At 65.7% G+C, this 23,936-nt stretch carries 20 protein-coding genes; 12 read left to right on the forward strand and 8 right to left on the reverse strand.

What is annotated here, in order from left to right; all coding sequences use genetic code 11:
- Positions 1 to 12: 12 nt before the first annotated feature.
- The 6 genes from ACLBKT_RS16805 to ACLBKT_RS16830 all read right to left on the reverse strand — a co-directional run bounded on the left by ACLBKT_RS16805 (position 13) and on the right by ACLBKT_RS16830 (position 4,517).
- Positions 13 to 411 carry a hypothetical protein gene (locus ACLBKT_RS16805; RefSeq protein WP_410184133.1) on the reverse strand — a complete coding sequence of 133 codons (399 nt, stop codon included), beginning with the start codon at positions 409 to 411 and terminating at the stop codon, positions 13 to 15.
- Positions 412 to 498: 87 nt separating this feature from the next.
- Positions 499 to 1,041, reverse strand: coding sequence for a GbsR/MarR family transcriptional regulator (locus ACLBKT_RS16810; RefSeq protein ID WP_410184206.1), 543 nt, complete (start codon positions 1,039 to 1,041; stop codon positions 499 to 501).
- A gap of 76 nt (positions 1,042 to 1,117) precedes the next feature.
- On the reverse strand, positions 1,118 to 2,272 hold the full coding sequence (locus ACLBKT_RS16815; RefSeq protein WP_410184134.1) for a CaiB/BaiF CoA transferase family protein: 1,155 nt from the start codon (positions 2,270 to 2,272) through the stop codon (positions 1,118 to 1,120).
- Positions 2,273 to 2,275: 3 nt separating this feature from the next.
- Positions 2,276 to 3,160: an alpha/beta hydrolase gene (locus ACLBKT_RS16820; protein WP_410184135.1), complete on the reverse strand. Its 885-nt coding sequence runs from the start codon at positions 3,158 to 3,160 to the stop codon at positions 2,276 to 2,278.
- Complete coding sequence (locus ACLBKT_RS16825) at positions 3,160 to 3,795, reverse strand: CoA transferase subunit B (RefSeq protein WP_410184207.1); 636 nt, start codon at positions 3,793 to 3,795, stop codon at positions 3,160 to 3,162. Before ACLBKT_RS16825 ends, ACLBKT_RS16820 begins: the two co-directional genes overlap by 1 nt.
- Positions 3,795 to 4,517 carry a CoA transferase subunit A gene (locus ACLBKT_RS16830; RefSeq protein ID WP_410184136.1) on the reverse strand — a complete coding sequence of 241 codons (723 nt, stop codon included), beginning with the start codon at positions 4,515 to 4,517 and terminating at the stop codon, positions 3,795 to 3,797. Before ACLBKT_RS16830 ends, ACLBKT_RS16825 begins: the two co-directional genes overlap by 1 nt.
- A 523-nt stretch (positions 4,518 to 5,040) precedes the next feature.
- Between ACLBKT_RS16830 and ACLBKT_RS16835 the strand changes: the two genes are divergently transcribed.
- Positions 5,041 to 7,347, forward strand: a complete 2,307-nt coding sequence (locus tag ACLBKT_RS16835) for a CDC48 family AAA ATPase (RefSeq protein WP_410184137.1) — start codon at positions 5,041 to 5,043, stop codon at positions 7,345 to 7,347.
- Between the two features lie 175 nt (positions 7,348 to 7,522).
- Here the strand turns inward: ACLBKT_RS16835 and polA are convergent, their stop codons facing one another.
- Positions 7,523 to 10,372 (reverse strand): DNA polymerase I, encoded by a 2,850-nt coding sequence (gene polA / locus ACLBKT_RS16840; protein ID WP_410184208.1) that lies wholly within the window; start codon positions 10,370 to 10,372, stop codon positions 7,523 to 7,525.
- Positions 10,373 to 10,600: 228 nt separating this feature from the next.
- Here polA and ACLBKT_RS16845 point away from each other — a divergent pair, with 228 nt between their 5' ends.
- The gene (locus ACLBKT_RS16845; protein ID WP_410184138.1) at positions 10,601 to 10,888 is read left to right on the forward strand and encodes a hypothetical protein; all 288 of its coding nucleotides are present in this window, start codon (positions 10,601 to 10,603) and stop codon (positions 10,886 to 10,888) included.
- A 102-nt stretch (positions 10,889 to 10,990) separates the two neighbouring features.
- On the opposite strand, the gene ACLBKT_RS16850 is transcribed toward ACLBKT_RS16845, so the two are convergent.
- A complete protein-coding gene (locus tag ACLBKT_RS16850) occupies positions 10,991 to 12,022 on the reverse strand; it encodes a serine hydrolase (RefSeq protein ID WP_410184139.1) in 1,032 nt (343 codons plus the stop codon).
- A 260-nt stretch (positions 12,023 to 12,282) separates the two neighbouring features.
- Between ACLBKT_RS16850 and ACLBKT_RS16855 the strand changes: the two genes are divergently transcribed.
- From ACLBKT_RS16855 to ACLBKT_RS16900, 10 genes are all read left to right on the forward strand, one after another.
- Positions 12,283 to 14,565, forward strand: a complete 2,283-nt coding sequence (locus tag ACLBKT_RS16855; RefSeq protein WP_410184140.1) for a DUF305 domain-containing protein — start codon at positions 12,283 to 12,285, stop codon at positions 14,563 to 14,565.
- A gap of 146 nt (positions 14,566 to 14,711) precedes the next feature.
- Entirely contained in the window at positions 14,712 to 14,915 is a 204-nt protein-coding gene (gene rpmI, locus ACLBKT_RS16860) for a 50S ribosomal protein L35 (RefSeq protein ID WP_026092007.1), read from the forward strand.
- A 48-nt stretch (positions 14,916 to 14,963) separates the two neighbouring features.
- Positions 14,964 to 15,323 carry a 50S ribosomal protein L20 gene (gene rplT, locus ACLBKT_RS16865; protein WP_160759675.1) on the forward strand — a complete coding sequence of 120 codons (360 nt, stop codon included), beginning with the start codon at positions 14,964 to 14,966 and terminating at the stop codon, positions 15,321 to 15,323.
- 147 nt (positions 15,324 to 15,470) lie between these two features.
- The gene (locus ACLBKT_RS16870) at positions 15,471 to 16,391 is read left to right on the forward strand and encodes a helix-turn-helix domain-containing protein (RefSeq protein WP_410184141.1); all 921 of its coding nucleotides are present in this window, start codon (positions 15,471 to 15,473) and stop codon (positions 16,389 to 16,391) included.
- A 141-nt stretch (positions 16,392 to 16,532) separates the two neighbouring features.
- The gene (gene pheS / locus ACLBKT_RS16875; protein ID WP_410184142.1) at positions 16,533 to 17,633 is read left to right on the forward strand and encodes a phenylalanine--tRNA ligase subunit alpha; all 1,101 of its coding nucleotides are present in this window, start codon (positions 16,533 to 16,535) and stop codon (positions 17,631 to 17,633) included.
- On the forward strand, positions 17,630 to 20,017 hold the full coding sequence (pheT, locus tag ACLBKT_RS16880) for a phenylalanine--tRNA ligase subunit beta (protein WP_410184143.1): 2,388 nt from the start codon (positions 17,630 to 17,632) through the stop codon (positions 20,015 to 20,017). Before pheS ends, pheT begins: the two co-directional genes overlap by 4 nt.
- Complete coding sequence (locus ACLBKT_RS16885) at positions 20,014 to 20,766, forward strand: SDR family NAD(P)-dependent oxidoreductase (protein ID WP_410184144.1); 753 nt, start codon at positions 20,014 to 20,016, stop codon at positions 20,764 to 20,766. Before pheT ends, ACLBKT_RS16885 begins: the two co-directional genes overlap by 4 nt.
- Positions 20,763 to 22,283: a peptide chain release factor 3 gene (locus ACLBKT_RS16890; RefSeq protein ID WP_410184145.1), complete on the forward strand. Its 1,521-nt coding sequence runs from the start codon at positions 20,763 to 20,765 to the stop codon at positions 22,281 to 22,283. Before ACLBKT_RS16885 ends, ACLBKT_RS16890 begins: the two co-directional genes overlap by 4 nt.
- Positions 22,284 to 22,435: 152 nt before the next feature.
- Positions 22,436 to 23,305, forward strand: a complete 870-nt coding sequence (locus tag ACLBKT_RS16895; RefSeq protein ID WP_410184146.1) for an alpha/beta fold hydrolase — start codon at positions 22,436 to 22,438, stop codon at positions 23,303 to 23,305.
- 15 nt (positions 23,306 to 23,320) lie between these two features.
- On the forward strand, positions 23,321 to 23,896 hold the full coding sequence (locus ACLBKT_RS16900) for a pyridoxamine 5'-phosphate oxidase family protein (protein ID WP_410184147.1): 576 nt from the start codon (positions 23,321 to 23,323) through the stop codon (positions 23,894 to 23,896).
- Positions 23,897 to 23,936 lie beyond the last annotated feature (40 nt).

The raw sequence follows: 23,936 nt of genomic DNA on the forward strand, positions 1-23,936 counted from the left end.
TCGGCGGATTGATCAGGCCTCGGGGCTCGCGGGCCGCGCCTGGGCTGCCCATTGTTCCTCGCGGAACCAGGTGCCGACCTTGCGGCCGAACTTGGCGATGGCGTTCATGTTGAAGAAGTGCATGATCCCGAGCGCCACGACGACGAGGCCGATCTTGGTCGAGAGGAAGCGGATCACGTCAGCCGCGCTCTCGGGCGAGGCGCCAAAGCGCAGGGTCAGCAGGATCCAGCCGAGATTGACGAGGTAGAACCCCACCACCAGCAGATGATTGGTCGATTCCGCCAGCGTCCGGTCATGCCCGAAGCATTCGACGAGGAAGACGAGGCCGTTCTTCGACAGGGTCCGCGCGACCCAGATGGTGAGGCCGATGCTGACGATCAGGTAAGCGACATAGGCATAGATATCGTACATCTTCTTCTCCTGTTATTTCTGGAAGTTCCGAAATTACTACATGCAGGTATGTTCCAAGAGAGGGTTCTCCTTTGTCAGGGGTTCAGATCAGGATTTCTCGCCGCCGCCCATACCCGGCAGGAAGCGGGCGATGCCGCGGCCGAGCTTCATCAGCTTCACCAGCGTCGGCTTGGGCAGGTGGCGCACATCGGCATACCAGCCGGTCAGCGTGCCGATAAATTCATGCATCCGTCCGATCCGCTCGCGCACATGGGGCGGCACTTCGCCGCGCGCTGTGACGCTTTCGGTGAGTTCGCCAAGCAGGCGGATGGTGGGGTCAAGCTCGCGCTTCTTGCGCTCCTCTGCGAGACGCATCAGCACCTCCCACAGGTCGGTCTCGGCCACGAAATGGTCGCGCCGGTCGCCTTCGATATGGACGCGGCGGACGATGCCGTAGGCTTGCAGCTCCTTCAGCCCGGTTGAGACGTTGGAGCGAGCGAGGCCGAGCACCTCAGTGATCTCCTCGGCATGGAGCGGCCCGTCGCTGAGATAGAGCAGCGCGTGGATCTGCGCGACCGAGCGGTTCACGCCCCAGGCACTGCCCATCTCCCCCCAGTGGAGGATGAAGGCGCGGGCCTCGGGAATGTCCATCAGATTGGCCACGACTCGCCGCTCCTTTCTCAATTTCTGAAAATACAGAAATTCGAGATGGGCGCAAGCGGAAACCCTAGGGCGTGTGTTCCCCATGGATTGGGGAGGGCCGGTCGAGCGCGAGTTCCGCGTCCGAGAAGACGAAGGGGCTGCGCACCCCTGCCATGCCCCCCAGTTCCACCCGCATTCCGCGCGCGATGATCTGGGGATCGGCGAAGACCTCGTCCAGCCGGTTGATCGGCCCAGCCGGAACGCCCGCGGCGTGGCAGGCATCGAGCAGGCCCTGCTTGGTCCAGCTTGCCGTCGCCGCCGCGATCTCGGCGTCGAGCGCCTTGGCATTCGCCGTCCGGTCGCCGTTGGTGGCGAAGCGTGGGTCGCTGGCGAGATGATCGAGCCTGAGCACCGCCATCAGCTTGTGAAAGAGCCCGTCATTGGCAGGGGCGAGGATCACGTGGCCATCACGCACCGCAAACACCCCGTAAGGCGCGACCTGCGCGTGGGCATTGCCCATCCGCGGCGGATTGTGGCCGGTGGTGAAGAAGTAGGTCGCCTGATTGGCAAGGAGACCGACCGAGCACTCGATCAGGCTCATGTCGACCTGCTGGCCCTTGCCGGTGCGCGCCCGCATTAACAGTGCCGCCTGCACGCCGTTGGCGGCCCAGACCCCGGTGGCGAGGTCACTGATCGATATCCCCATCTTGACGGGGTCACCCTCCGGCTCGCCGGTGAGCGACATCAGCCCGCTCATGCCCTGCGCGACGAAGTCGTACCCCGCCTCGTGCGCCCGCGGCCCGGTCTGGCCGAAGCCGGTGATCGAGCAATAGACGAGGCCCGGATTGGCGGCGGCCAGGCTGGTGTAATCGAGCCCGAACTTGGCGAGGCTGCCGGTCTTGAAGTTCTCGATCACCACGTCGGCTTCGGCGCACAAGCCGCGCACCTGCGCAAGGTCATCGACCTTGCCGAAGTCCGCGATGATCGAGCGCTTGCCGCGATTGCAGGCATGGTAATAGGCCGCCTCACGGTGGACCGTGCCGTTCGCATCGGTGCGCTCAACCCATGGCGGGCCCCACAGCCGCGTGCCATCGCCCTCGGGGCTTTCGACCTTGATCACGTCCGCGCCGAGATCCGCGAGGATCTGCCCGCAGAACGGCCCGGCCAGCACCCGTGCGAGTTCGACCACCTTGAGCCCGGCGAGCGGGGCGTTGGGGTTGCGGGGTTCGGAAAGCCACATGGCCTATTCCCTCAGATGCTTGCGGAGGAACGCGACCGAATCGGCCAGCACCGGCCCCTTGCTTCGGAACGGGACTGAGAGCGCCATCACGATCTCCTCGTGATCGAGCGGGCCGTAGTTCTTCACCTCCACCGGCGCGCCCAGCGCGCGCAGCTTGGCGCCGAGGTTGTTGGCGTTCTTCGGGCGAACGGTCTCATCGCCGTCCGAGGTCACAAGCAGCAAGGGCGGCATGTCCGCGCGGGCGAAGGTGATCGGCTGCGTCTCTTCGGGGCGCGGCCACCGGCTCATGGCGTTGATCGCGCGATCGGAGGTGAAGGGGTAGAAGTCATAGGGCCCCGACAGCCCAACCGCTGCCTTCACATTGGCCGGATCGGCCCCCGCCGCCACCAACCGCTTGCTATCGAGCGCGAGCATGACCGCCTCGTAAGCCCCGGCGGAATGACCCATGAAGGCGAGACGCCGGGGATCGCCGCCGAACTGCGCGATATTGTCTTCGACCCACGCCACCGCCTCGGCTCCATCATCGAGGAAGGCGGGGAAGTGCACCTGCGGCACCTTGCGATAGTCGGGGATCACCACCAGAAAGCCCGCCCGCGCCAGGGCCCGTCCGGCAAAGGCGTAGGAGGTACGGTCGCCCTTGGCCCAGCCGCCGCCGTACCAGAAGATCACCACCGGCCGCGCCGCGCCGCCCGCCGCTTCGGGCGCCCAGATATCGAGCATCTGCCCGTGGCTGCCGAACGCCACGCCCTCAGCCACCTGCTGTGCGCCCGCCGTCCCACCGCGCGCCCGGTCATAGAGCGAAAGCAGCCGCGGGGGCGAGGTGAAGGCGAGCATGCTCCCGATCACGAGAACCAGCGCAAACAGCCCAAGCGCAATGCCACGCCGCATCAGACCACGTAATGCGCGGTGGTGGTCGCCGCGATGTCGGCTTCGCTCACCCCCGGCGCCATCTCGATCAGGCGGAACGGCGAATTGTGGTCAGGGCGCTGGAACACCGCGAGGTTGGTGATGATCATGTCGACCACCCCCGCACCCGTGAGCGGCAGGGTGCATTGCGGGATGAACTTGGGCGCGCCGTCCTTCGACGTGTGGTCCATTACCACGATGATCTTCTTGACCCCCGCGACCAGGTCCATCGCCCCGCCCATGCCCTTGATCATCTTGCCCGGGATCATCCAGTTGGCGATGTCCCCGTTCTCGGCCACCTCCATTGCACCGAGCACGGTGAGATCAATATGCCCGCCGCGGATCATCGCGAAGCTTATCGCAGAATCGAAATAGGCCGAGTGCGGCAGTTCAGAGATGGTCTGCTTGCCGGCGTTGATGAGGTCAGGATCAACCTCGTCGTCATAGGGGAAGGGCCCGATGCCGAGCATCCCGTTCTCGCTCTGGAGTGTCACCATCATCCCTTCGGGAATGTGGTTCGCCACCAGCGTCGGGATGCCGATGCCGAGATTGACGTAGTAGCCGTCCTTCAGCTCGCGCGCGGCGCGGGCCGCCATCTGGTCGCGGTTCCAGCCCATCATGCTGTCTCCCTTTCCCGGACAGTGCGGAATTCGATCTTCTTGTCATAAGGCGCGCCGCAGACGATCCGGTTGACGAAGACGCCCGCCAGATGAATCTGATCGGGGTCGAGCGCGCCTGCGGGCACCACCTCCTCGACCTCGGCAACGCACACCTTGCCGCAGGTCGCGGCGGGCAGATTGAAGTTGCGCGCGGTCTTGCGGAAGATGAGATTGCCGGTCTCGTCCGCCTTCCACGCCTTGACGATGGCGAGGTCGGCGAAGATCCCGTGTTCGAGGATGTAGGTCTGCATCACCCCGTCACGGTCGGGGAAGTCCTTGTGCTCCTTGCCCTTGGCGACTTCGGTGCCGACGCCGGTGCGGGTGTAGAAGCCGGGGATGCCCGCGCCGCCCGCCCGCATCCGTTCGGCGAGCGTGCCTTGGGGGCAGAACTCGACTTCCAGCTCGCCGCTGAGATATTGCCGCTCGAACTCCTTGTTCTCGCCGACATAGGAGGAGATCATCTTCTTCACCTGCCGCGTGCGCAGCAGCTTGCCGATGCCCTCGTTGTCGATCCCGGCATTGTTGCTGGCGAAGGTCAGCCCCTTCACACCCGAATCGCGGATGGCATCCAGCAGCCGCTCGGGCAGACCGCACAGGCCGAAGCCTCCTGCGGCAATCAGCATATCATCGCGCAGCACACCGGCGAGCGCGCTGGCGGCGTCGGGATAGAGCTTGGTCATCGGGCCTGTCTGCCTTTTGTCGTCATGGGCAAGGTCAATCCCTCCTCTCGGGATCGACGCCGTGACTAGAGCGTTACCGTGCCGCTGTCACGCCCACCGATGGGTAAAGTCGAATCGCGGTTCATGTTGCGTCGCAATACCGTCACACTCTTGAAATCTGCCCAATCCTTAAGCGCCTGCCGCCGTTTTGGGCAGAAATTTGCAAGATTGCGCACAAACCTGCACATTTTCGGGGTCAAGTTGCGTTCTTTGCAACAAAATAGGGCTGTTTCGCACTTGCACAATGAGGCCGGTTGCGCCATTTAGAACCTGCCTTTCAGGCATCCTCTCCCAAACTTTTCAAGCCCGGCACCCAGTGCCGGGCTTTTTTCTTGCGCGCTCGCTCTGCGTCGCCGGGCGTTGGTTGGCTGTTGCCTGGCGCGTGTCCGCCTCTGTCGGCCAAGCCTCCGATTGCATTCGATTGCTGCCGTTCCTAGCTATCGGTCTCGCTAAAAGAATCTCTTCGAATGCACAGGAACGCCCCATGGCCGACGCCGACATCGCCCCATCCATCCGCAGCGTGCGGTTACAGGTTGCCCCCGCGCGGCAGGAAGAATCGGGAGCCGGGATCGCGCGGATGCCGCGTTCAGCCTTTCAGAAGCTCGGCATAACCGAAGGCGATGTGGTCGAGATCCGCGGCAAGCGCACCACCGCGGCGATCGCCATGGCCGCCTACCCCGAAGATGACGCACTGGATGTTGTGCGGCTCGATGGCCTCCAGCGCGGCAATGCCCAGGGTGGATCGGGCGAGCATGTCGAGATCGTGCGCGGCGAATCGCGCCCCGCCACCCGCGTGGTCTTCGCTCCGGCCCAGCGCGAGATGCGGCTGCAAGGGCCGACGCAGGCGCTGAAGCGCAACTTCTTCCGCCGTCCGCTGATGGCGGGCGATCTGGTGGCCACCACCGGGCAGCAGCCGGTGCAGAACATGCCCGCCGACGTGCGGCAATTGCTGCGCGCGCCCGCCTATGCCCTTACCCAGATCCGCCTCATCGTCGCGTCGACCAGCCCCAAAGGCATCGTCCATATCGACGAGAACACCGAAGTCGAACTGCGCGCCGAATTCGAGGATCCGAGCCATGGCCGCGCGGTGGTGAATTATGACGATGTCGGCGGGATGGAGGAGACCATCCGCGCCCTGCGCGAAATGGTCGAGCTGCCGCTGCGCTACCCCGAACTGTTCATCCGCCTCGGTGTCGAACCGCCCAAGGGGGTGCTGCTCCACGGCCCGCCGGGTACCGGCAAGACCCGGCTCGCGCAGGCTGTCGCGAATGAAAGCGACGCGGAATTCTTCATCATCAACGGCCCGGAAATCATGGGCTCGGGCTATGGCGAATCGGAAAAGCGCCTGCGCGAAGTGTTCGAGGAAGCCAGCCGCGCTGCGCCTGCGATCATCTTCATCGACGAGATCGACTCCATCGCCCCCAAACGCACGCAGGTGCCGGGCGAGGCGGAAAAGCGGCTTGTCGCCCAGCTCCTCACCCTGATGGACGGGCTGGAAAAGCGCGCCAACCTCGTCGTCATCGCCGCCACCAACCGGCCGGACGCGATCGACGAAGCGCTGCGCCGTCCCGGCCGGTTTGACCGCGAAATCGTGATCGGTGTCCCCGACCAGCGCGGGCGGCGGCAGATTTTCGGCATTCACACCCGCGGGATGCCGCTGGAAGGCGCGGTCGATCTGGATGAGCTCGCCCGCGTCACCCACGGCTTTGTCGGTGCGGATATTGCCGCGCTGGCGCGGGAGGCCGCGATCGAAGCCGTGCGCCGGATCATGCCGCGCCTCGACCTTGATGAGCGTACCATCCCGCCCGAAGTGCTCGAAGACCTGTGCGTGTCGCGCGACGATTTCCTCAGCGCCTTGAAGCGTGTCCAGCCTTCGGCCATGCGCGAAGTGATGGTGCAGGTGCCCAATGTCGGCTGGGACGATATTGGCGGCGCAAGCGAGGCGACCGACAAGCTGCGTGAGGGGATCGAGCTTCCGCTCAAAAACCCCGATGCGTTTCGCCGCCTGGGCATCCGTCCGGCCAAGGGCTTCCTGCTCTATGGGCCGCCGGGCACCGGCAAGACTCTGCTCGCCAAGGCTGTCGCCAAGGAGGCCGAGGCGAACTTCATCTCGATGAAGTCGAGCGACCTGCTCTCCAAGTGGTACGGCGAGAGCGAACAGCAGATCGCCAAGCTCTTCGCCCGCGCCCGCGCGGTGGCGCCCTGCGTGGTGTTCATCGACGAGATCGATTCGCTGGTTCCGGCGCGCGGATCAGGGCAGGGCGAGCCGCAGGTGACGGGGCGCGTGGTCAACACCATCCTTGCGGAAATGGACGGGCTGGAGGAGCTGCAATCGGTGGTGGTGATCGGCGCGACCAACCGGCCGACGCTGGTCGATCCGGCATTGCTGCGACCGGGACGGTTCGACGAACTGGTCTATGTCGGCACCCCGGACAAGGCCGGGCGGGAGCATATTCTCCGCATTCACACCGCCAAGATGCCGCTGGCGCAGGACGTCGATCTGGCGATGCTCTCGGGCAAGACCGAGCGCTTCACCGGCGCGGACCTGGAAGATGTGGTGCGCCGCGCGGGCCTCTCGGCGCTGCGGCGCTTGGGCGGCGATGTCACCGAGGTCGCGGCGCAGGACTTCGAGGCCGCGCTGGCGGATTCGCGCGCGACGGTCACGATCGAGATGGAGGACGAATACAAGAAGATGCGCGGCGAGCTGAAGAAGCGCGCCGCCGCCGTCCAGCCGATCGGCTTCTTCCCACCGGAGACGTTGACCCCGACACGGGACAGGAAGCACGATTGAGGCCGGCGATGTTCGTGAAATGTTTCACGTGAAACATTGCCGTGACGCGTCACCCCAGCGACAACCCGTCATCCCAGCGAAAGCTGGGACCTAGGGCTGTCTAGTACAGCGCTGGCCGCTCTAGGTCCCAGCTTTCGCTGGGGTGACGAAAGACAGAGCTGGGGTGACGATTAGGCTAGTGCGCCGCGTCCCAGCTCAGCCCCGTCCCGATCTCGACACCCAGCGGCACCGACAGCTCGACCGCAGGCAAGGCCGCCTCGGCCATCACCTGCCGGATAATCGAGGTCGCCGCCTCCACGCGGGCTTCGGGCAGTTCGAACACCAACTCGTCGTGCACCTGCAACAGCATCCGCACGTCATGCAACCCGGCGTCAGCCAGTGCCGGAAGCATCCGCGCCATCGCGCGCTTGATGATGTCGGCGCTGGTGCCCTGGATCGGCGCGTTGATCGCGGCACGCTCTGATCCCTGGCGTTCGGCCTGGTTCTTGGAATTGATCCGCGGGAACCACGTCTTGCGCCCGAACAGCGTCTCGGAATAGCCCTTGGCCCGCACGCTTTCGAGCGTTTCGTGAATATAGCGCTGAATGCCGGGGAAGCGCTGGAAATAGGTGTCGATCATCGCTTGCGCCTCTTCCGGCGGCACCTCCAGACGGCCCGCCAGACCCCAGCGGCTGATGCCATATAGAATCGCGAAGTTGATGGTCTTGGCCCGCGCTCGGGTGTCGCGGGTAACATCGCCGAACATTTCGCGCGCGGTGCGGGCGTGGATGTCCTCGCCGTGGGCGAAGGCTTCCTTGAGGCTGGCGACATCGGCCATGTGGGCGGCGAGGCGCAGTTCGATCTGGGAGTAGTCCGCCGCCAGCAGCACGTTGCCGGGCTCCGGCACAAAGGCCTCACGGATCTGGCGGCCGATCGCGGTGCGGATCGGGATATTCTGCAAGTTCGGATCGGTCGAGGACAAGCGCCCGGTCTGCGCGCCGACCAGCGAGTAACTGGTGTGCACCCGCCCGGTGGCCGGGTTGATCGCTTCCTGCAAGGCATCGGTGTAGGTCGACTTCAGCTTCGCCAGCTGACGCCATTCCAGCACCTTGCGGGCAATCGGCGCACCTTCGACCGCGAGTTTCTCCAGAACCGAAACATCGGTGGAGTATTGCCCGCTCTTGCCTTTCTTGCCGCCCTTGTAGCCGAGCTTGTCGAACAGGATGTCGCCGAGCTGCTTGGGGCTGCCGACGGTGAATTCCTGCCCCGCCAATGCGTGAATCTCACCCTCCAGCCGGCCGATTTCGATCGCGAATTCCTCCGACAGCTTGGCGAGCCGCGCGCGGTCCACCCGGATGCCTTCGCGTTCCATCGCGGCGACGACCGGGATCAGCGGGCGGTCGACCCGCTCGTACACCCGGCTGCCGCCCTCCACCGCAAGGCGCGGCTTCAGGTGGCGGTAAAGCCGCAGGGTGACGTCGGCATCCTCGGCGGCATAGGCGGTGGCGCGGTCCAGCGGGACTTCGCCGAACGGGATCGCCTTCTTGCCGGTGCCGCACAGGTCCTTGAACGGGATCGGGGTGTGGCCGAGGTGGCGCTGGGACAATTCGTCCATCCCGTGGCCGCCGCCCATGCCCTCCTCACCGCGCCCGGCATCGAGCGCGAAGCTGATTACCATGGTGTCGTCGATTGGGGCGACGGCGATCCCGACCCGGGCGAGGATGTTGAGATCGTACTTGCCGTTCTGGAACACCTTGAGGACGGCCTCGTCCTCCAGCAGCGGCTTCAGCGCGGCGAGGGCTTGCGCCACCGGCACCTGCTCGGGCTTCTGCGCGAACATGTCGGTGCCACCCCCCCCGACATTATGATGCGCGAGCGGGATGTAGCAGGCATCATTCGGGCCGAGCGCGAGGCTGACGCCGACAAGCTCCGCGCGCATCGGATCGAGCGAGGTGGTCTCGGTATCGACCGCCACCAGCCGCGCGGCGGTGGCGCGCGCGACCCACGCTTCGAGCCGTTCGAGCGTCTGCACCGTTTCATAGGCGCTGTGGTCAATCGGGGCCATTTCGGGGAGCGGCTGACGGCTTCCCTCGCCGCTCCCGTTCGCCGCCGCCGTTGTCGGCTTGGGCGGGTTGAGATCGGTCGTCCGCGAAGGGCTGCCCGCTCCCGCATCCAGCCGCCGCAGCAGTGAGGTGAAGCCGTGCTGCTGGAGGAACGCCGCCAGCGGTTCGGGCGGGACCGGCCCCAGCACCATGTCCTCAAGCGGTTGCGGCAGGTCGCAATCATCCTTCAGCGTGACGAGCACCTTGCTGAGCTCTGCATCGGCGCGACCTTCGATCAGACGCTCCTTGAGCTTGGAGGGTTTCATCGCCGGCGCCGAATCGAGCGCGGCGGTCAGCGAGCCGTGTTCGGCGATCAGCTTCGATGCGGTCTTGGGCCCAATCCCGTAGATGCCGGGCACATTGTCGACCGCATCGCCCATCAAGGCCAGCACATCGCCGACCAGTTCCGGGCCGACGCCGAATTTTTCCTCGACCTCTTCAAGCCAGATGCGCTGGTTCTTCATCGTGTCGAGCATGTCGATGCGGGCACCATTCACCTCGCCGATGAGCTGCATCAGGTCCTTGTCGGAGCTGACGATGGTGACATCCCAGCCCCGTTCCTGCGCGCGGCGGGCATAGGTGGCGATCAGATCGTCCGCTTCCAGCCCCGGCACTTCGATGCAGGGCAGGCTGAAGGCGCGGGTGGCGTCGCGGATCAGCGGGAACTGCGGGACAAGGTCCTCGGGCGGCTCGGGCCGGTGCGCCTTGTAATGTTCGTAGAGATCATTGCGGAAGCTGATCGATCCGGCATCGAGGATCACGGCGAGGTGTGTCGGCCCCTCCGCCGCGTCGAGATCGGCGGCCAGCTTCCACAGCATAGTGGTGTAGCCATAGACCGCGCCGACCGGCGTGCCTTCCGGGTTCGTCAGCGGCGGCAGCCGGTGATAGGCGCGGAAGATGTAGGATGAGCCATCGACGAGATAGAGGTGGTGCTTTTCGGCCATGCCGCCTGCTAGCACCCGCCGTGCGTTGCGGGTAGGGGTCTGGATCACGCCGATGCGCATCTCAATTGTGGCAAAAATACGGCGAAATTGGGGCGAGCCGCCTTATTCTGCCTTGTCGAGCCGGGCTTCCCCCCCTATCTACTTTTGTGAACCGGACGAGAGAGAAACCGGTTTCGGCGCGCATTGCCCAGCATCGCGTTGCAATCGCAGAGATAAGGAATTCAAACCATGCGCAAGATCATCCTCGCTGCCGCCATCGCCACCTCGGCCCTCGGTCTGGCCGCGTGCAGCGAATCCACCGAAACCGAAACCGAAGAAGCTGTCGACGCGATGGCCGCCGATGCCGAAGCGGCTGGCGATGAAGTTGCCACCGACGTCACCACCGCCGCGGACGCGACGGCCGAAGACATCAATGCCGCAGCTGACGAAGCCGCCGATGAAGCCGTGAAGACCACCGACGAAATCGGTGAAGCTGCCGCGAACATCGCTGCCGAAGCTGAAGACGCCGCCGAGTAATCGGCGCGAGGCCCAGCGCTGCTCAGGCGGCGCGGGTTACGAAAAAAGGGGCGGTGCCATCCGGCGCCGCCCCTTTTTGCTGCCTGTCGTCATGGCGAAGGCTCAGCCACCGGTGGCATAAGGCGCGTTCGCCCAATTCCGGGTCGGATGGGCCTGTGCGCGGACCGCAAAGCCATCGTAGAGCGCGCGCGCAATCGCGGCGATGCGTTCTTCGCGGGCCTGCTTGCTGCCTTGCCCGGTGACATAGATCGCCACGGCAATCGTACGGCCATCGGGGCATTCGATGATGCCGATATCGCTGGAGGTGTTGTTGAGCGATCCGGTCTTGTGGCTCACCCGGGCTTCGAGCGGGATGTGCGCCGGGATGCGGCGCTTGCCGGTGACGGTGCGGCTCATCGCGGCGAGCAGCACCTGACGGCTCTGATCGGACAGGAAATCGCCGCGATAGAGCCCGGACAGCAGCCGGACCATCGCGCGCGGGGTTGCGGCATCGCGGGTGTCGATGTGGACGGCGGGGTTGTACTCGCCGTCATCGCGCACCAGGGTGGCAATGTCGCGGTTGATCGAGAAGTTGGTGATCCCCTGCCGCCGGATCCAGTCGTTCACCACCGCCGGCCCGCCGACCGCCGCCAGCAGCGCGTCCGTGGCCGGGTTGGACGAGCGGGTGATCATGATCTCGATCAGGTCGATCGCGGGCATGTACTGGCCCGCGCGCACCGGCGCCTTGACCGAGGAATATTTGGCCGAGGCGACCGGCATCAGCAGCGGAAATTCCGAGGTCAGGGTGTAGCGCCCCTGTTCGACCATTTCGAGGAAGGTGGCGGCAATCGCGACCTTGCTGGTCGAGGCCATCGGGAACAGCTGGTCGCCCAGCACCATCACTTCTTCGCCTGTGGCCAGATCGACCGCAGCGACCCCGATTCGCCCTTGAGCCGGATCGGCGAGTTCAGCGATGCGCTGCTGCCAATTGCCGGCATAGAGCGCTTCGAAGCTGGGAGGTTGGCGCGCTTGCGTGCCGAAGGTTGCCGCGAAGGTATCCTCAAGATCCTCTGGGCCTGCCGCAGCAGGGCTGGCCATCACCGCAAGCGAGACGGCAAGGCCGGTGAAGGCAGCGAGAAAGCGAGGGCGTGTCATGCGGACAAGCTACTCCAACAGGGTTTCTTGGGGCTTAACGATGCACTTATCCACGCCCGATTCGCCGCGGCAAGCGCTCATCCGGGCGCATGCGACGAAAGGTGCGGCGCACGCGACAGAGCCGCACGCCGCAACGCCATGCGTCTCCTCGACCGCAATCGGAGGTTCGTCGAAAGCCATCTTGCCCACCATCACATGGGCTTGACTGCGTCCGCCAAGGCGGCAGTCTGCGGGTCAAGCATTTCTCCAAGGGGACAATCATGACCGACACCGCTCACCGCAGCGCCGCGCGCGCTGCCTTTGCCGCTTTGCTGCTGTCCACCTCGGGCGTCGCCTATGCGCAGACAGTGCAGATCGTCCAGCCGGGCGCGCCGGGGCAGGCCAGCAAGACGCTGACCGCCGATCAGGCGACCAAGCTGGCGCAGGCGAGCTACACCGCGTCCGATGTCGCCTTCATGCAGCACATGATCGTCCACCATCAGCAGGCGGTCGAGATGGCGGTGCTGGTGAAGGATCGCACCAACACCGCTGAGCTGGTCACGATCGCGGGACGGATCGAATCGAGCCAGGCAGACGAAATTGCTTTCATGAAGGCCTGGCTGAGCGAGCGGGGCGAGCCGGTGGAAGACCCGATGATGAAGGGTCACGGCGAACATATGCACCACATGATGAAGGGCATGGCCTCGCCCGATCAGATGAAGGCGCTGGCGGCGGCCAAGGGGGTGGAGTTCGACCGCCAGTTCCTGACCTTGATGATCGCGCATCATGAAGGCGCGGTGGACATGGTCGAAAAGCTGCTCGACGAAGACGGCACGGCGGCAGACCCCGTGCTCTACCAGTTCGTCGGCGATATCGACAGCGAGCAGACCACCGAGATCACGCGGATGGACAAGCTGCTGGCCGGCCTGTCGGGCGATCCGCGCTCGGGCCTCGCGGCCGGGTTCGACAACGCGGGCGAGGCGATCCTGAACCTCACCAAGGTGGCGAGTCTGCCTAAGCCCGCCGGGTTCTTCAACCCCGCCAACCCGGCCGATCTGCGCCCGCCGGTGCCGCCCAAGAAGGACAAGGACGCGGCGAAGGAGGAGGCCAAGCCCGAAGCCGCGCCTGCACCCGCCGTCGCCGCGGCTGACCCTGCCGCCGCCACGCCCGGGCGCGAAGAGGAAGACCTCACCGAATTTGCCGAACGCTCCCCGCTGCTCGATTTCGCCAACACCGACATCGCTTTCTTCGACGATGTGATGGTGGCCGGCTCCTACCACGGGTTCAACATCTACAAGCTCGGCACCGACGGCGTGCCCAACCTGATGAGCAGCGTCGTCTGCCCCGGCGGGCAGGGCGACGTCTCGGTGGTCGGCAACATCCTTGTGATGAGCGTCGAGCAGACCCGCGGGCGGGTCGATTGCGGGCTGGAAGGCGCGCCGGGCAAGGTCAATGAGGAACGCTTCCGCGGCCTGCGCATCTTCGATATCTCCGATCTCACCCGGCCGGTGCAGGTCGGCGGGGTGCAGACCTGCCGCGGCAGCCACACCCACTCGATCGTCAGCGCCGATGCGACCCGGATCGTGGTCTATAACTCGGGCACGGCCGGCATCCGCGAGAGCGAGGAGCTGGCGGGCTGCGTCGGCGAAATTCCGGGCGACACCCGCACGGCATTGTTCTCGATCGACGTGATCGAGATCCCGCTGGCCGATCCGTCCAAGGCGCGCATCGTCAAAAGCCCGCGCGTCTTCGCGGATGAGAAGACCGGCTCGATCGCGGGCCTGTGGACCGGCGGCGATCATGGCGACGGCACCCAGCGCACCGCCCCCACCGATCAGTGCCACGACATCACGGTTTTCCCGGCGCTGAAGATGGCGGCGGGTGCGTGCTCGGGCAACGGGTTGCTGTTCGACATTGCCGACCCGCTCGATCCCAAGCGGATCGACGCGGTGACCGACCCCACCTTTGCCTATTGGCACTCGGCCACCTTCAACAATGATGGCACCAAGGTGATCTTCACTGACGAGTGGGGCGGCGGCGGGCGCCCGCGTTGCAAGGCCTCCGATCCCAAGACCTGGGGCGCCAACGCGATCTACGACATCGTCGACCGCAAGCTCGTCTTCCGCTCCCACTACAAGATGCCCGCGCCCCAGACCGACAAGGAAAACTGTGTCGCGCACAACGGCTCGATCGTGCCGGTGCCGGGCCGCGATCTGTTCGTGCAGGCCTGGTATCAGGGTGGCCTCAGCATCATGGACTTCACCGACAGCGCGAGCCCCAAGGAAATCGCCTATTTCGATCGCGGGCCGATCGACACCAAGCAGATGATCGTGGGCGGTTACTGGTCGGTCTATTGGTACAAGGGCCACATCTACGGCACCGAGATCACCCGCGGGATCGACGTCTTCACCCTGAAGCCGAGCGAGCACCTCACCGAAGCGGAAATCGCTGCTGCCGGGGCCGCGAAGTACGAAGACAACCGCTTCAATCCGCAGACCCAGACCCGCGTGACATGGGACAAGGGCGTGATCGAAGCCGCCGAGGCAAGCCGCAAGGGCGGGTGAGGGGCACCGGGAATTAGTCCCATCCCCCTTGCCTTTGCGTGCCTTCCCGCCTAAGCGCGCGCACTTCACTGACACGAATCAATCAGCCGGCCTGGCGACAAGGGCTGCCATGGCCGGTTCCGACGTGTCTCACTCAGGAGATGAAAATGCCCAAGCTGAAGACCAAGAGCGGTGTGAAGAAGCGCTTCAAGATCACCGCCACCGGCAAGGTCAAGCACGGCGTCGCTGGCAAGCGTCACCGTCTGATCAGCCACAACGCCAAGTATATCCGCACCAACCGCGGCACCTCGGTCCTGTCGGCCAACGATACGCCGACGATCAAGAAGTGGGCGCCCTACGGGCTGGATTGATGCGAGCGGGCTCTGGCCCACGCGTCTTCACAATAAGGATATACTGATATGACTCGCATCAAACGCGGTGTTACCACCCGCGCCAAGCACAAGCGGATCCTCGAACAGGCCAAGGGCTATCGCGGTCGCCGCAAGAACACCATTCGCGTCGCCCGTCAGGCGGTCGAAAAGGCCGGCCAGTACGCCTACCGCGACCGCAAGGTGAAGAAGCGCACCTTCCGCGCCCTGTGGATCCAGCGCATCAACGCGGCCGTTCGCATGGAAGGCCTGACCTATTCGCAGTTCATGCACGGCATCAAGCTGGCGGGCATCGAACTCGATCGCAAGGCGATGGCCGATCTCGCAATGAACGAAGGCGGCGCCTTCAAGGCCGTGATTGCTCAGGCGAAGGCCGCTCTGCCCGCGTAAGCCTCTCGTGGCCTCGGCCCGAACATCAGATCAGGGGCGGTTGCCATTGCGGCAGCCGCCCCTTTCTGTTGCGCGGTATGCGGCCGCGAATTGTATGAATTCGCCATCCTTCTTGTAAAACCGCGCCACCTGCGGCTAACTGACGCGGTGGGGAATGGAGGATACCAGCAAGCCGCTGGCGGGCATGGGCCGCCGGTGGGCCAGCGGCTGACAGCCGAATTCCGCGAACCGCCGGCGCAGTTCGCGGGGTGCTTTACGACCTTCTACCACCTGACGCTCGATCTGCCCGAAACGGGCGCGGTGGTGACCGACTATCTCCAGCCCGAGTGGGCCAATATCCGCTTTTTCTGCGGCACCGCGCCCGAGGCGGAGATTGCCACGCACAAGGTCAGCGGCGCACCCTTTGTCGGCACCGGGCCGAGCACCTTGCCGTGCCGCTTCACGCTCGGGCCGGTGCGGATGTGGGGCGTCGGCTTCCTCCCGCTGGGCTGGTCGCGGTTCTTCGACGCCGATGCGAGCGATTGCGCCAATGTGATCTGCGACGGAACCACGCACCCGGCCTTCGCCCACTTCGGCGCACTGACCGATGTCCTGTGCGATCCTCAGGCCACGCTTGACGAGCAGTTCCAGGCGCTGGTCACGGCGATGGAGCGCGCGATGCGGCCCAATCGGGAGGAAGCGCGCATTGCCCGTGTCCACGCTGCGCTGGTGAACGGCGATCACGCTTCGGTGCACGATCTTGCCGAGGCTTGCGCGATGAGTATCCGTACGCTTGAGCGGGTGTGCACACGCTATTTCGGCTTTGCGCCCAAGCTCTTGATGCGCCGCCAGCGGTTCATGCGCAGCCTGACGACCTATATGCTCCAGCGCGGCCGCCCCTGGACCGAGGCAATGGACGCGCATTACCACGATCAGGCGCAATTCACGCGCGAGTTCCGCGAATTCATGACCATGAACCCGAGCGAGTATGCCGCGCTGGATCACCCGATCCTGACATCGTTCATGGAGGCGCGCGCGCGGGCGAGGGGCAGCGCGGCGCAGACCCTGGACCCGCCTGCGCCGCGGTGATCTGGCGCAGGCCCTCGGCCGAGGCCGATCCGGTGGGGCCGAAACGGCGCTGCTGCCCGATCATCAGACAGGCGCTTTGCAATGCGGGCGATTTGCCGCTAGCGGGCGGCGGCACATTTCCTGCGTAGATCACCCGAGGCCATGACCGACATACCATCCCAGACAGAGGCTGCGCTGGCCGCGATTGCGGCCTCAGCCACCCTCGATGCGCTTGAAGCGCAGCGGCTCGAAACGCTCGGCAAAAAGGGCTGGGTCAGCCTTGCCTTGAAGACGCTGGGCGGGATGAGCCCCGAGGAGCGCAGCGCCGCCGCCCCCGCGATCCAGTCCGCGCGGGCGAGCATTTCCGAGGCGCTGGATGCGAAGAAGGCCGCGCTCGAAGCCGCCGCTCTGGAAGAGCAGCTGGCGCGTGAGACGGTCGACCTGACGCTCCCCGCGCCCGCCGCACCCAAGGGTTCGGTGCACCCCGTCTCGCAGGTCATGGACGAATTGGCCGAGATCTTCGCCGACCTCGGCTTCGCAGTCGCGACCGGTCCCGAGATCGAGGACGACTGGCACAATTTCACCGCGCTCAACATGGACGAGACCCACCCGGCGCGGGCGATGCATGATACGTTCTACTTCCCTGACAAGACCGGGGAGGGCCGCGAGATTCTGCTGCGCACCCACACCTCGCCCGTCCAGATCCGCGCGATGCTCGATCAGGGCGCGCCGATCCGCATCATCGCGCCGGGCCGGGTCTATCGCTCGGACAGCGATGCCACCCACACGCCGATGTTCCATCAGGTCGAAGGCTTGGTGATCGACAAGGATATTCACCTCGGTCACCTCAAGTGGACGCTGGAGACCTTCTTCAAGGCCTTCTTCGAGCGTGAGGACATCGTTCTGCGTCTGCGCCCGAGCTACTTCCCCTTCACCGAGCCGAGCGTCGAGGTCGATGTCGGCTATTCGAACGAAGGCGGCCGCCGGGTGGTCGGCGGGCACGGCGATGCGCCGGGCCATGCGTGGATGGAAATCGGCGGTAGCGGGATGGTCAACGCCCGCGTGCTCGAATTCGCCGGGCTCGATCCCAAGGAGTGGCAGGGCTTCGCCTTCGGCCTCGGGATCGACCGGATCGCGATGCTCAAATACGGGATGAACGACCTGCGCGCCTTCTTCGACGGCGATCCGCGCTGGCTGGCGCATTACGGCTTTTCGCCCTTCGACCAGCCCACCCTTTCCGCTGGCGTGGGAGCAAAGGCATGAAGTTCTCGCTGACCTGGCTCAAGGATTACCTTGATACGACCGCTTCGGTGGCGGAAATCTGCGACGCGCTCAACGCCATCGGGCTTGAGGTCGAGGGCGTGGAAGACCCGGCGGAGAAGCTGGCGGGCTTCCGCATCGCCCACGTGCTGACGGCCGCGCGCCACCCCGATGCCGACAAGCTGCAGGTGCTGACCGTCGACACGGGCGAGGGCGAGCCGCTGCAAGTCGTGTGCGGCGCGCCCAATGCGCGCGCGGGCATGAAGGGCGTGCTTGGCCTGCCCGGCGCGGTCGTTCCCGCCAATGGCATGGTGCTGCGCAAGAGCGCGATCCGGGGCGTCGAGAGCAACGGCATGATGTGCTCGACCCGCGAACTAGAGCTGGGCGAGGATCACGACGGGATCATCGAACTGCCCGACGATGCGCCGGTCGGCACCGCCTTCGCCGATTATCACGGCGCCGATCCGGTGATCGAGGTAGCGGTGACGCCCAACCGCCCGGACTGCATGGGCGTCTATGGCATCGCCCGCGATCTGGCGGCCAAGGGGCTGGGGACGCTGAAGCCGATCACCATTCCGACCTTCTCTGGCTCGCGCGCCATTCCGGGGGCAATCCGCACAGACGATCCCGAGGGCTGCCCGGCCTTCTATGGCCGCGTCATTGCCGGCGTAAAGAACGGCCCCTCGCCCGAGTGGCTGCAGGCGCGCCTGAAGAGCGCGGGCCAGCGTCCGATCTCGCTGCTGGTCGATCTGACCAACTACCTGATGCTTGGCTTCGGGCGTCCGGCCCACGCCTATGACCTCGCCAAATTGCAGGGCGCGGTCGTCGCGCGGCGGGCGAAGGACGGCGAGCAAGTGCTGGCGCTCAACGAGAAGACCTACACGCTCGACAGCGAGATGGTCGTGATCGCCGATGACAACGGCGTGCACGACATCGCCGGGATCATGGGCGGCGAACATTCGGGCGTTACCGAGGGCACAACCGACGTCCTGCTCGAAATCGCCTATTTCGATCCGGCCCGCATCGGCGCGACGGGGCGCAAGCTGGGACTGTCCTCGGACGCGCGCACGCGGTTCGAGCGCGGGGTTGACCCCGCGTTTCTGGAACAGGGCCTCGACCTGCTCACCGGGCTGATCGTCGATCTGGCAGGCGGCACGCCCAGCGACATCATGCGCGCTGGTTCGCCGCCGAGCGAACCCAAGGTGATCGCCTTTGATCCCGGCCTGACGCTGCGCCTCGGCGGGGTGGAGGTGCCGGAGGCAGAGCAGAAGCGCATCCTCGAAAGCCTCGATTTCAGCGTCAGCGCCAACTGGCAGGTGACCTGCCCGCTGCGCCGCCACGACATCGAAGGCCCGGCTGACCTCGTCGAGGAGGTCGTGCGCATCCACGGCCTCGACAAGGTGGCGAGCGTCGCGCTCCCCCGCGCGGAGGGCGTCGCCCGCCCGACCGCTACGCCGCAGCAGAAGCTCGAGCGCGGCCTGCGCCGCGCCGCCGCCGCCAGCGGCCTCAACGAGGCGGTGACGTGGAGCTTCCTCCCCGAATGGGCCGCAAACCACTTCGCCAGCGACCAGCTCCTGTGGGTGCTCGCCAACCCCATCAGCGAGGACATGAAGGCGATGCGCCCCGCGCTGCTCCCCGGCCTCCTCATGGCGGCCAAGCGCAACGCGGATCGCGGCGCGGCGTCATCACGCCTGTTCGAGATCGGGCGGCGCTATTTCCGCGGGAGCGACGGCCTCAGCGACGAAAAGCCCACCCTCGGCATCGTGCTCGCGGGCGAGAAGACCGCGCGTGGCTGGCAGAGCGGCAAGGCCAAGAGCTTCGACGCCTATGACGCCAAGGCGCTGGCAATGCAGCTGCTCGAAGCGGCGGGCGCGCCTGTGGCCAACCTGATGGTGATGGGCGAGGCGGGGCCGCAGTTCCATCCCGGCCAGTCCGCCACCCTGCGCCTCGGCCCGAAGGTGGTGTTGGCGCGCTTCGGGATGGTGCATCCGGCGACGCTCAAGACCTTCGACGTTGACGGCCCGATTGCCGCCGTGGAGCTGTTCCTCGACGCAATCCCCGCCAAGAAGGGCGCGGCCTTTGCGCGTCCGGGCTTCACCCCGCCCGCGCTGCAAGCCGTGACGCGCGACTTTGCCTTCCTCGTCCCCGCGAGCCTCGCGGCGGGCGATCTGGTGCGCGCTGTCCAAGGCGCGGACAAGGCAGTGATCACCGGCGTGCGCGTGTTCGACGTCTTCGCCGGGCAGGGCGTGCCCGAGGGCCACAAGTCCATCGCGGTCGAAGTCACGCTCCAGCCGGGTGAGGCGAGCTTCAAGGACGCCGACCTCAAGGCCATCGCCGAGAAGGTCGTCGCGGCGGCGGCCAAGCTGGGCGGGGAGCTGCGCGGATGAGCAAGACCGCTTTCGTCACCGGCGCCACCGCCGGTATCGGTCTTGCCACGGTGCGTACGCTGGTGGCGGACGGCTGGCGCTGCGTTGCCACCGGACGGCGGCAGGAGCGGCTTGACGCACTGGTTGCCGAGCTGGGCGCGGACAAGGTCCATGCCGCCTGCTTCGATGTGCGTGACACCGCCGCGCTCGATGCCGCACTCGCCGCGCTGCCCGAGGGCTTCCGTGAGATCGACCTCTTGGTCAACAACGCGGGTCTCGCCCAGGGCCTCTCGCCCGCGCAGAACGCCGATCTGAATGATTGGCACACGATGATCGATACCAACATCACCGCGATGGTGGTGCTGACCCGCAAGCTGCTGCCGCTGCTGATCGAGCGGCGCGGCGCGATCATCGCCATTGGCTCGGTCGCGGGGAGCTACCTCTATCCCGGCGGCAACGTCTATGCCGGTTCCAAGGCCTTTGCCAACCACTTCACGCTGGCCTTGCGTGCTGACCTCCACGGCACCGGCGTGCGCGTGACGAGCATCGAGCCGGGCATGGTCGAGACCGAGTTCACGCTGGTGCGCACCGGCAGCCAGCAGGCGTCGGACGATCTCTATCGCGGGGTCCATCCGATGACCGGGCAGGACATCGCCGACACGATCCTGTGGATCGCGAACTTGCCGCCGCATCTCAACATCAACCGGATCGAGCTGATGCCGGTCAACCAGGACTTCGCGGGCTTCCGCGTCGCGCGCGACAACCAGTGACCTCCAATCGCCGCACCTTCGCGATCATCTCGCACCCTGACGCGGGTAAGACCACGCTGACCGAAAAGCTCCTGCTTCAGGGCGGCGCGATCCACTTGGCCGGCGAGGTCAAGGCGCGCGGCGCGGCGCGGCGGGCGCGGTCGGACTGGATGAAGATCGAGCAGCAGCGCGGGATCTCGGTCACGTCGAGCGTGATGACCTTCCAGAAGGATGGGATCGTCTTTAACCTGCTCGACACCCCGGGCCACGAGGATTTCTCGGAGGACACCTACCGCACCCTGACCGCGGTGGACTCGGCGGTGATGGTGATCGATGCGGCCAAGGGCATCGAGCCGCAGACCCGCAAGCTGTTCGAGGTCTGCCGCCTGCGCTCGGTGCCGATCCTCACCTTCGTCAACAAGGTCGACCGCGAGGGCCGCGATCCCTTCGAGACGCTGGACGAGGTCGCCGACATGCTGGCGCTCGACGTCTCGCCCCAGATGTGGCCCATCGGCATGGGCGGCGAGTTCGAGGGCCTGCTCGATTTCGCCACCGACACCATCAGCCGCCCCGAAGGCCCGAGCCGCGAGTTCCTCGGCACCCGCGACACCGCCGCCATCCCCGAGCGCTTCGCCGACGAGATCGAGCTAGCGCGCGGCGGCTATCCCGAATTCGACCTCGAAGCCTTCCGCCACGGTGACCTGACGCCCGTCTATTTCGGATCGGCGCTCAAGAACTTCGGCGTCACCGAGCTGATCGACGCCATTGCCCGCTTCGCCCCGCCGCCCCGCCCGCAGCCCGCCGGCGCGGAGCAGATCAGCCCGGAGCGCGACGAGGTCACCGGCTTCATCTTCAAGGTGCAGGCCAACATGGACCCCAACCACCGCGACCGCATCGCCTTCATGCGGCAGGTCTCGGGCACGTTCAAACGCGGCATGAAGCTGACGCCGAGCGGCCTCGGCAAGCCCATCGCGGTCCACTCGCCGATCCTGTTCTTCGCGCAGGACCGCGAGCTCGCCGACACGGCCGAAGCGGGCGACATCATCGGCATCCCCAACCACGGCACCCTGCGCGTGGGCGACACCCTGTCAGAGCGCAATCAGGTGCGCTTCACGGGCCTGCCCAACTTCGCGCCCGAAATCCTGCGCCGGGTGCAATTGCGCGATCCGACCAAGACCAAGCAATTGCGCAAGGCCCTGGACGACCTCTCGGAAGAGGGCGTCATCCAGGTGTTCTACCCCGATATCGGCTCGGCCCACATCGTTGGGGTGGTCGGGCAGCTTCAGCTGGAAGTGCTGATTTCGCGGCTTGAGGCGGAATACAAGGTCGAAGCCGTGCTCGAACCCTCTCCCTTTGCGACCGCGCGCTGGATCAAGGGTGACGAGAAGACGTTGGAGGAATTCGCCGGGTTCAACCGCGCCAACCTCGCCCGTGACCGGGACGGCGATTACGTGTTCCTGGCCAAGAGCCCCTGGGATGTCAGCTATCAGGTCGAGAAGAACCCGCAGCTGACTTTCTCGGCCACCAAGGAACGGTAAGAACCCCTTTCCGTTCGTGCTGAGCTTGTCGAAGCACCGCCTTTTCTTCTGGAGGTCCGCTCTCAAAAAGAACGGCCCTTCGACAGGATCGGGGCGAACGGTGTGGGGTCTGACACTTGCCCAAACCCCGCAGTTTAGCCAAAGCATCACCCATGCACACCGCCGGCCCGACCTCGCAGACCTTCATTTCGCAGCGCCTTCGCCTGAATTACCTCGATTGGGGCGGCAGGGGGAAGCCACCGCTGGTGCTGGTGCATGGCGGCCGCGATCACGCGCGCAGCTGGGACTGGACCGCCGAGGCGCTCAGCGAGGATTACCACGTCATCGCCATGGACCACCGCGGGCATGGGGATTCCGACTGGGTCTCGGACGGGGTCTATTCGGCGGGCGACATGGTCTATGACCTTGCGCAACTGATCCACCAACTGGGCGTCGGCCCGGTGCGGATGGTGGCGCATTCGATGGGCGGGAATGTCGCACTGCGCTATTCCGGGGCCTTCCCGGACATGGTGACCAAGCTGGTCGCGATCGAAGGCCTCGGCCCCTCGCCCGAATGGCGCGCCAAGCAGCGCAGCCAGCCCTATCCCGAGCGCCTCGCCGAATGGATCGAGAAGAAGCGCAAGGCCGCCGGTCGCACCCCGCGCAAATATGAAAGCATCGAGGCGGCTTTTGCCCGCATGATCGAAGAAAACGCCTACCTCACCGAGGAACAGGCGCGCCATCTCACCGTCCATGGGGTCAACCGCAACGAGGACGGCACCTATAGCTGGAAGTTCGATCCGCACCTCAATGTCTGGCCGGTCGAGGACATCGGCGACGAGTTCATCGAGCAGCTGTGGGGCGCGATCACCTGCCCGACGCTGCTGCTTTACGGCGCGGATTCCTGGGCCTCGAACCCGGAGAAGGACGGTCGCATCGCGCACTTCAAGACCGCCAGCGTGATCGAGTTCGAAAAGGCCGGCCACTGGCTGCACCACGACCAGTTCGACCGCTTCATCGCCACCTTGCGCGATTTCCTCTAAACCGGAGAGACGGCGATGGCAGAGTTCTTCGAGGCATTGAACGACAAGCACATCGCCATGATCGCCGCGCAGCCGGTGTTTTTCGTGGCCACGGCAGCGGCCGAGGGGCGGGTGAATCTCAGCCCCAAGGGCTATGACGCCTTCCGCGTGCTCTCGCCCACGCGCGTTGCCTATCTCGACCTCGGCGGATCGGGTAACGAGACTCACGCGCACCTTGCCGCGGAGCAGGCCGATCAGGGGCGGATCACGCTCATGTTCTGCAATTTTCAGCAGCCCGCGCTGATCCTGCGCATTTACGGACGGGGACAGGCGGTGTTGCCGCAGGATTCCGCGTGGGAGGGGCTGGCCACGCATTTCACACTGATGCCCGGAACACGGCAAATCTTCGATATCGCGGTCGAAAGCGTGCAGTCCTCCTGCGGCTGGGGCGTGCCCTTCATGACGCTGGAGAGCGAGCGCGATACGCTGAAGAAGGCGCATCGCCAGTCCGACCCGGCGCAGTGGGAGGCCAAGATGGCGCTACGCACCCGCAGCATCGACGGTCTGCCGACCCGTGCGACGGACCGCTATATCGCAGGCGACGAGAGCTGAACTGCGGCACGCTTCAGCGCAAATCTTGCACAATCGTTAA

The sequence above is a fragment of the Erythrobacter sp. W302b genome, assembly GCF_046452395.1.
Lineage (GTDB): Bacteria > Pseudomonadota > Alphaproteobacteria > Sphingomonadales > Sphingomonadaceae > Erythrobacter.

Excerpts from the sequence above, each read along its gene's own strand:
- ACLBKT_RS16845 (WP_410184138.1), top strand. The coding sequence starts at position 10,601 with ATGCGCAAGATCATCCTCGCTGCCGCCATCGCCACCTCGGCCCTCGGT.
- ACLBKT_RS16830 (WP_410184136.1), bottom strand. The coding sequence starts at position 4,517 with ATGACCAAGCTCTATCCCGACGCCGCCAGCGCGCTCGCCGGTGTGCTG.
- ACLBKT_RS16900 (WP_410184147.1), top strand. The coding sequence starts at position 23,321 with ATGGCAGAGTTCTTCGAGGCATTGAACGACAAGCACATCGCCATGATC.
- ACLBKT_RS16835 (WP_410184137.1), top strand. The coding sequence starts at position 5,041 with ATGGCCGACGCCGACATCGCCCCATCCATCCGCAGCGTGCGGTTACAG.
- ACLBKT_RS16825 (WP_410184207.1), bottom strand. The coding sequence starts at position 3,795 with ATGGGCTGGAACCGCGACCAGATGGCGGCCCGCGCCGCGCGCGAGCTG.
- polA (WP_410184208.1), bottom strand. The coding sequence starts at position 10,372 with ATGGCCGAAAAGCACCACCTCTATCTCGTCGATGGCTCATCCTACATC.
- ACLBKT_RS16885 (WP_410184144.1), top strand. The coding sequence starts at position 20,014 with ATGAGCAAGACCGCTTTCGTCACCGGCGCCACCGCCGGTATCGGTCTT.
- pheS (WP_410184142.1), top strand. The coding sequence starts at position 16,533 with ATGACCGACATACCATCCCAGACAGAGGCTGCGCTGGCCGCGATTGCG.
- ACLBKT_RS16850 (WP_410184139.1), bottom strand. The coding sequence starts at position 12,022 with ATGACACGCCCTCGCTTTCTCGCTGCCTTCACCGGCCTTGCCGTCTCG.
- pheT (WP_410184143.1), top strand. The coding sequence starts at position 17,630 with ATGAAGTTCTCGCTGACCTGGCTCAAGGATTACCTTGATACGACCGCT.
- ACLBKT_RS16810 (WP_410184206.1), bottom strand. The coding sequence starts at position 1,041 with ATGGACATTCCCGAGGCCCGCGCCTTCATCCTCCACTGGGGGGAGATG.
- ACLBKT_RS16855 (WP_410184140.1), top strand. The coding sequence starts at position 12,283 with ATGACCGACACCGCTCACCGCAGCGCCGCGCGCGCTGCCTTTGCCGCT.
- ACLBKT_RS16815 (WP_410184134.1), bottom strand. The coding sequence starts at position 2,272 with ATGTGGCTTTCCGAACCCCGCAACCCCAACGCCCCGCTCGCCGGGCTC.
- rpmI (WP_026092007.1), top strand. The coding sequence starts at position 14,712 with ATGCCCAAGCTGAAGACCAAGAGCGGTGTGAAGAAGCGCTTCAAGATC.
- ACLBKT_RS16805 (WP_410184133.1), bottom strand. The coding sequence starts at position 411 with ATGTACGATATCTATGCCTATGTCGCTTACCTGATCGTCAGCATCGGC.
- rplT (WP_160759675.1), top strand. The coding sequence starts at position 14,964 with ATGACTCGCATCAAACGCGGTGTTACCACCCGCGCCAAGCACAAGCGG.
- ACLBKT_RS16820 (WP_410184135.1), bottom strand. The coding sequence starts at position 3,160 with ATGCGGCGTGGCATTGCGCTTGGGCTGTTTGCGCTGGTTCTCGTGATC.
- ACLBKT_RS16895 (WP_410184146.1), top strand. The coding sequence starts at position 22,436 with ATGCACACCGCCGGCCCGACCTCGCAGACCTTCATTTCGCAGCGCCTT.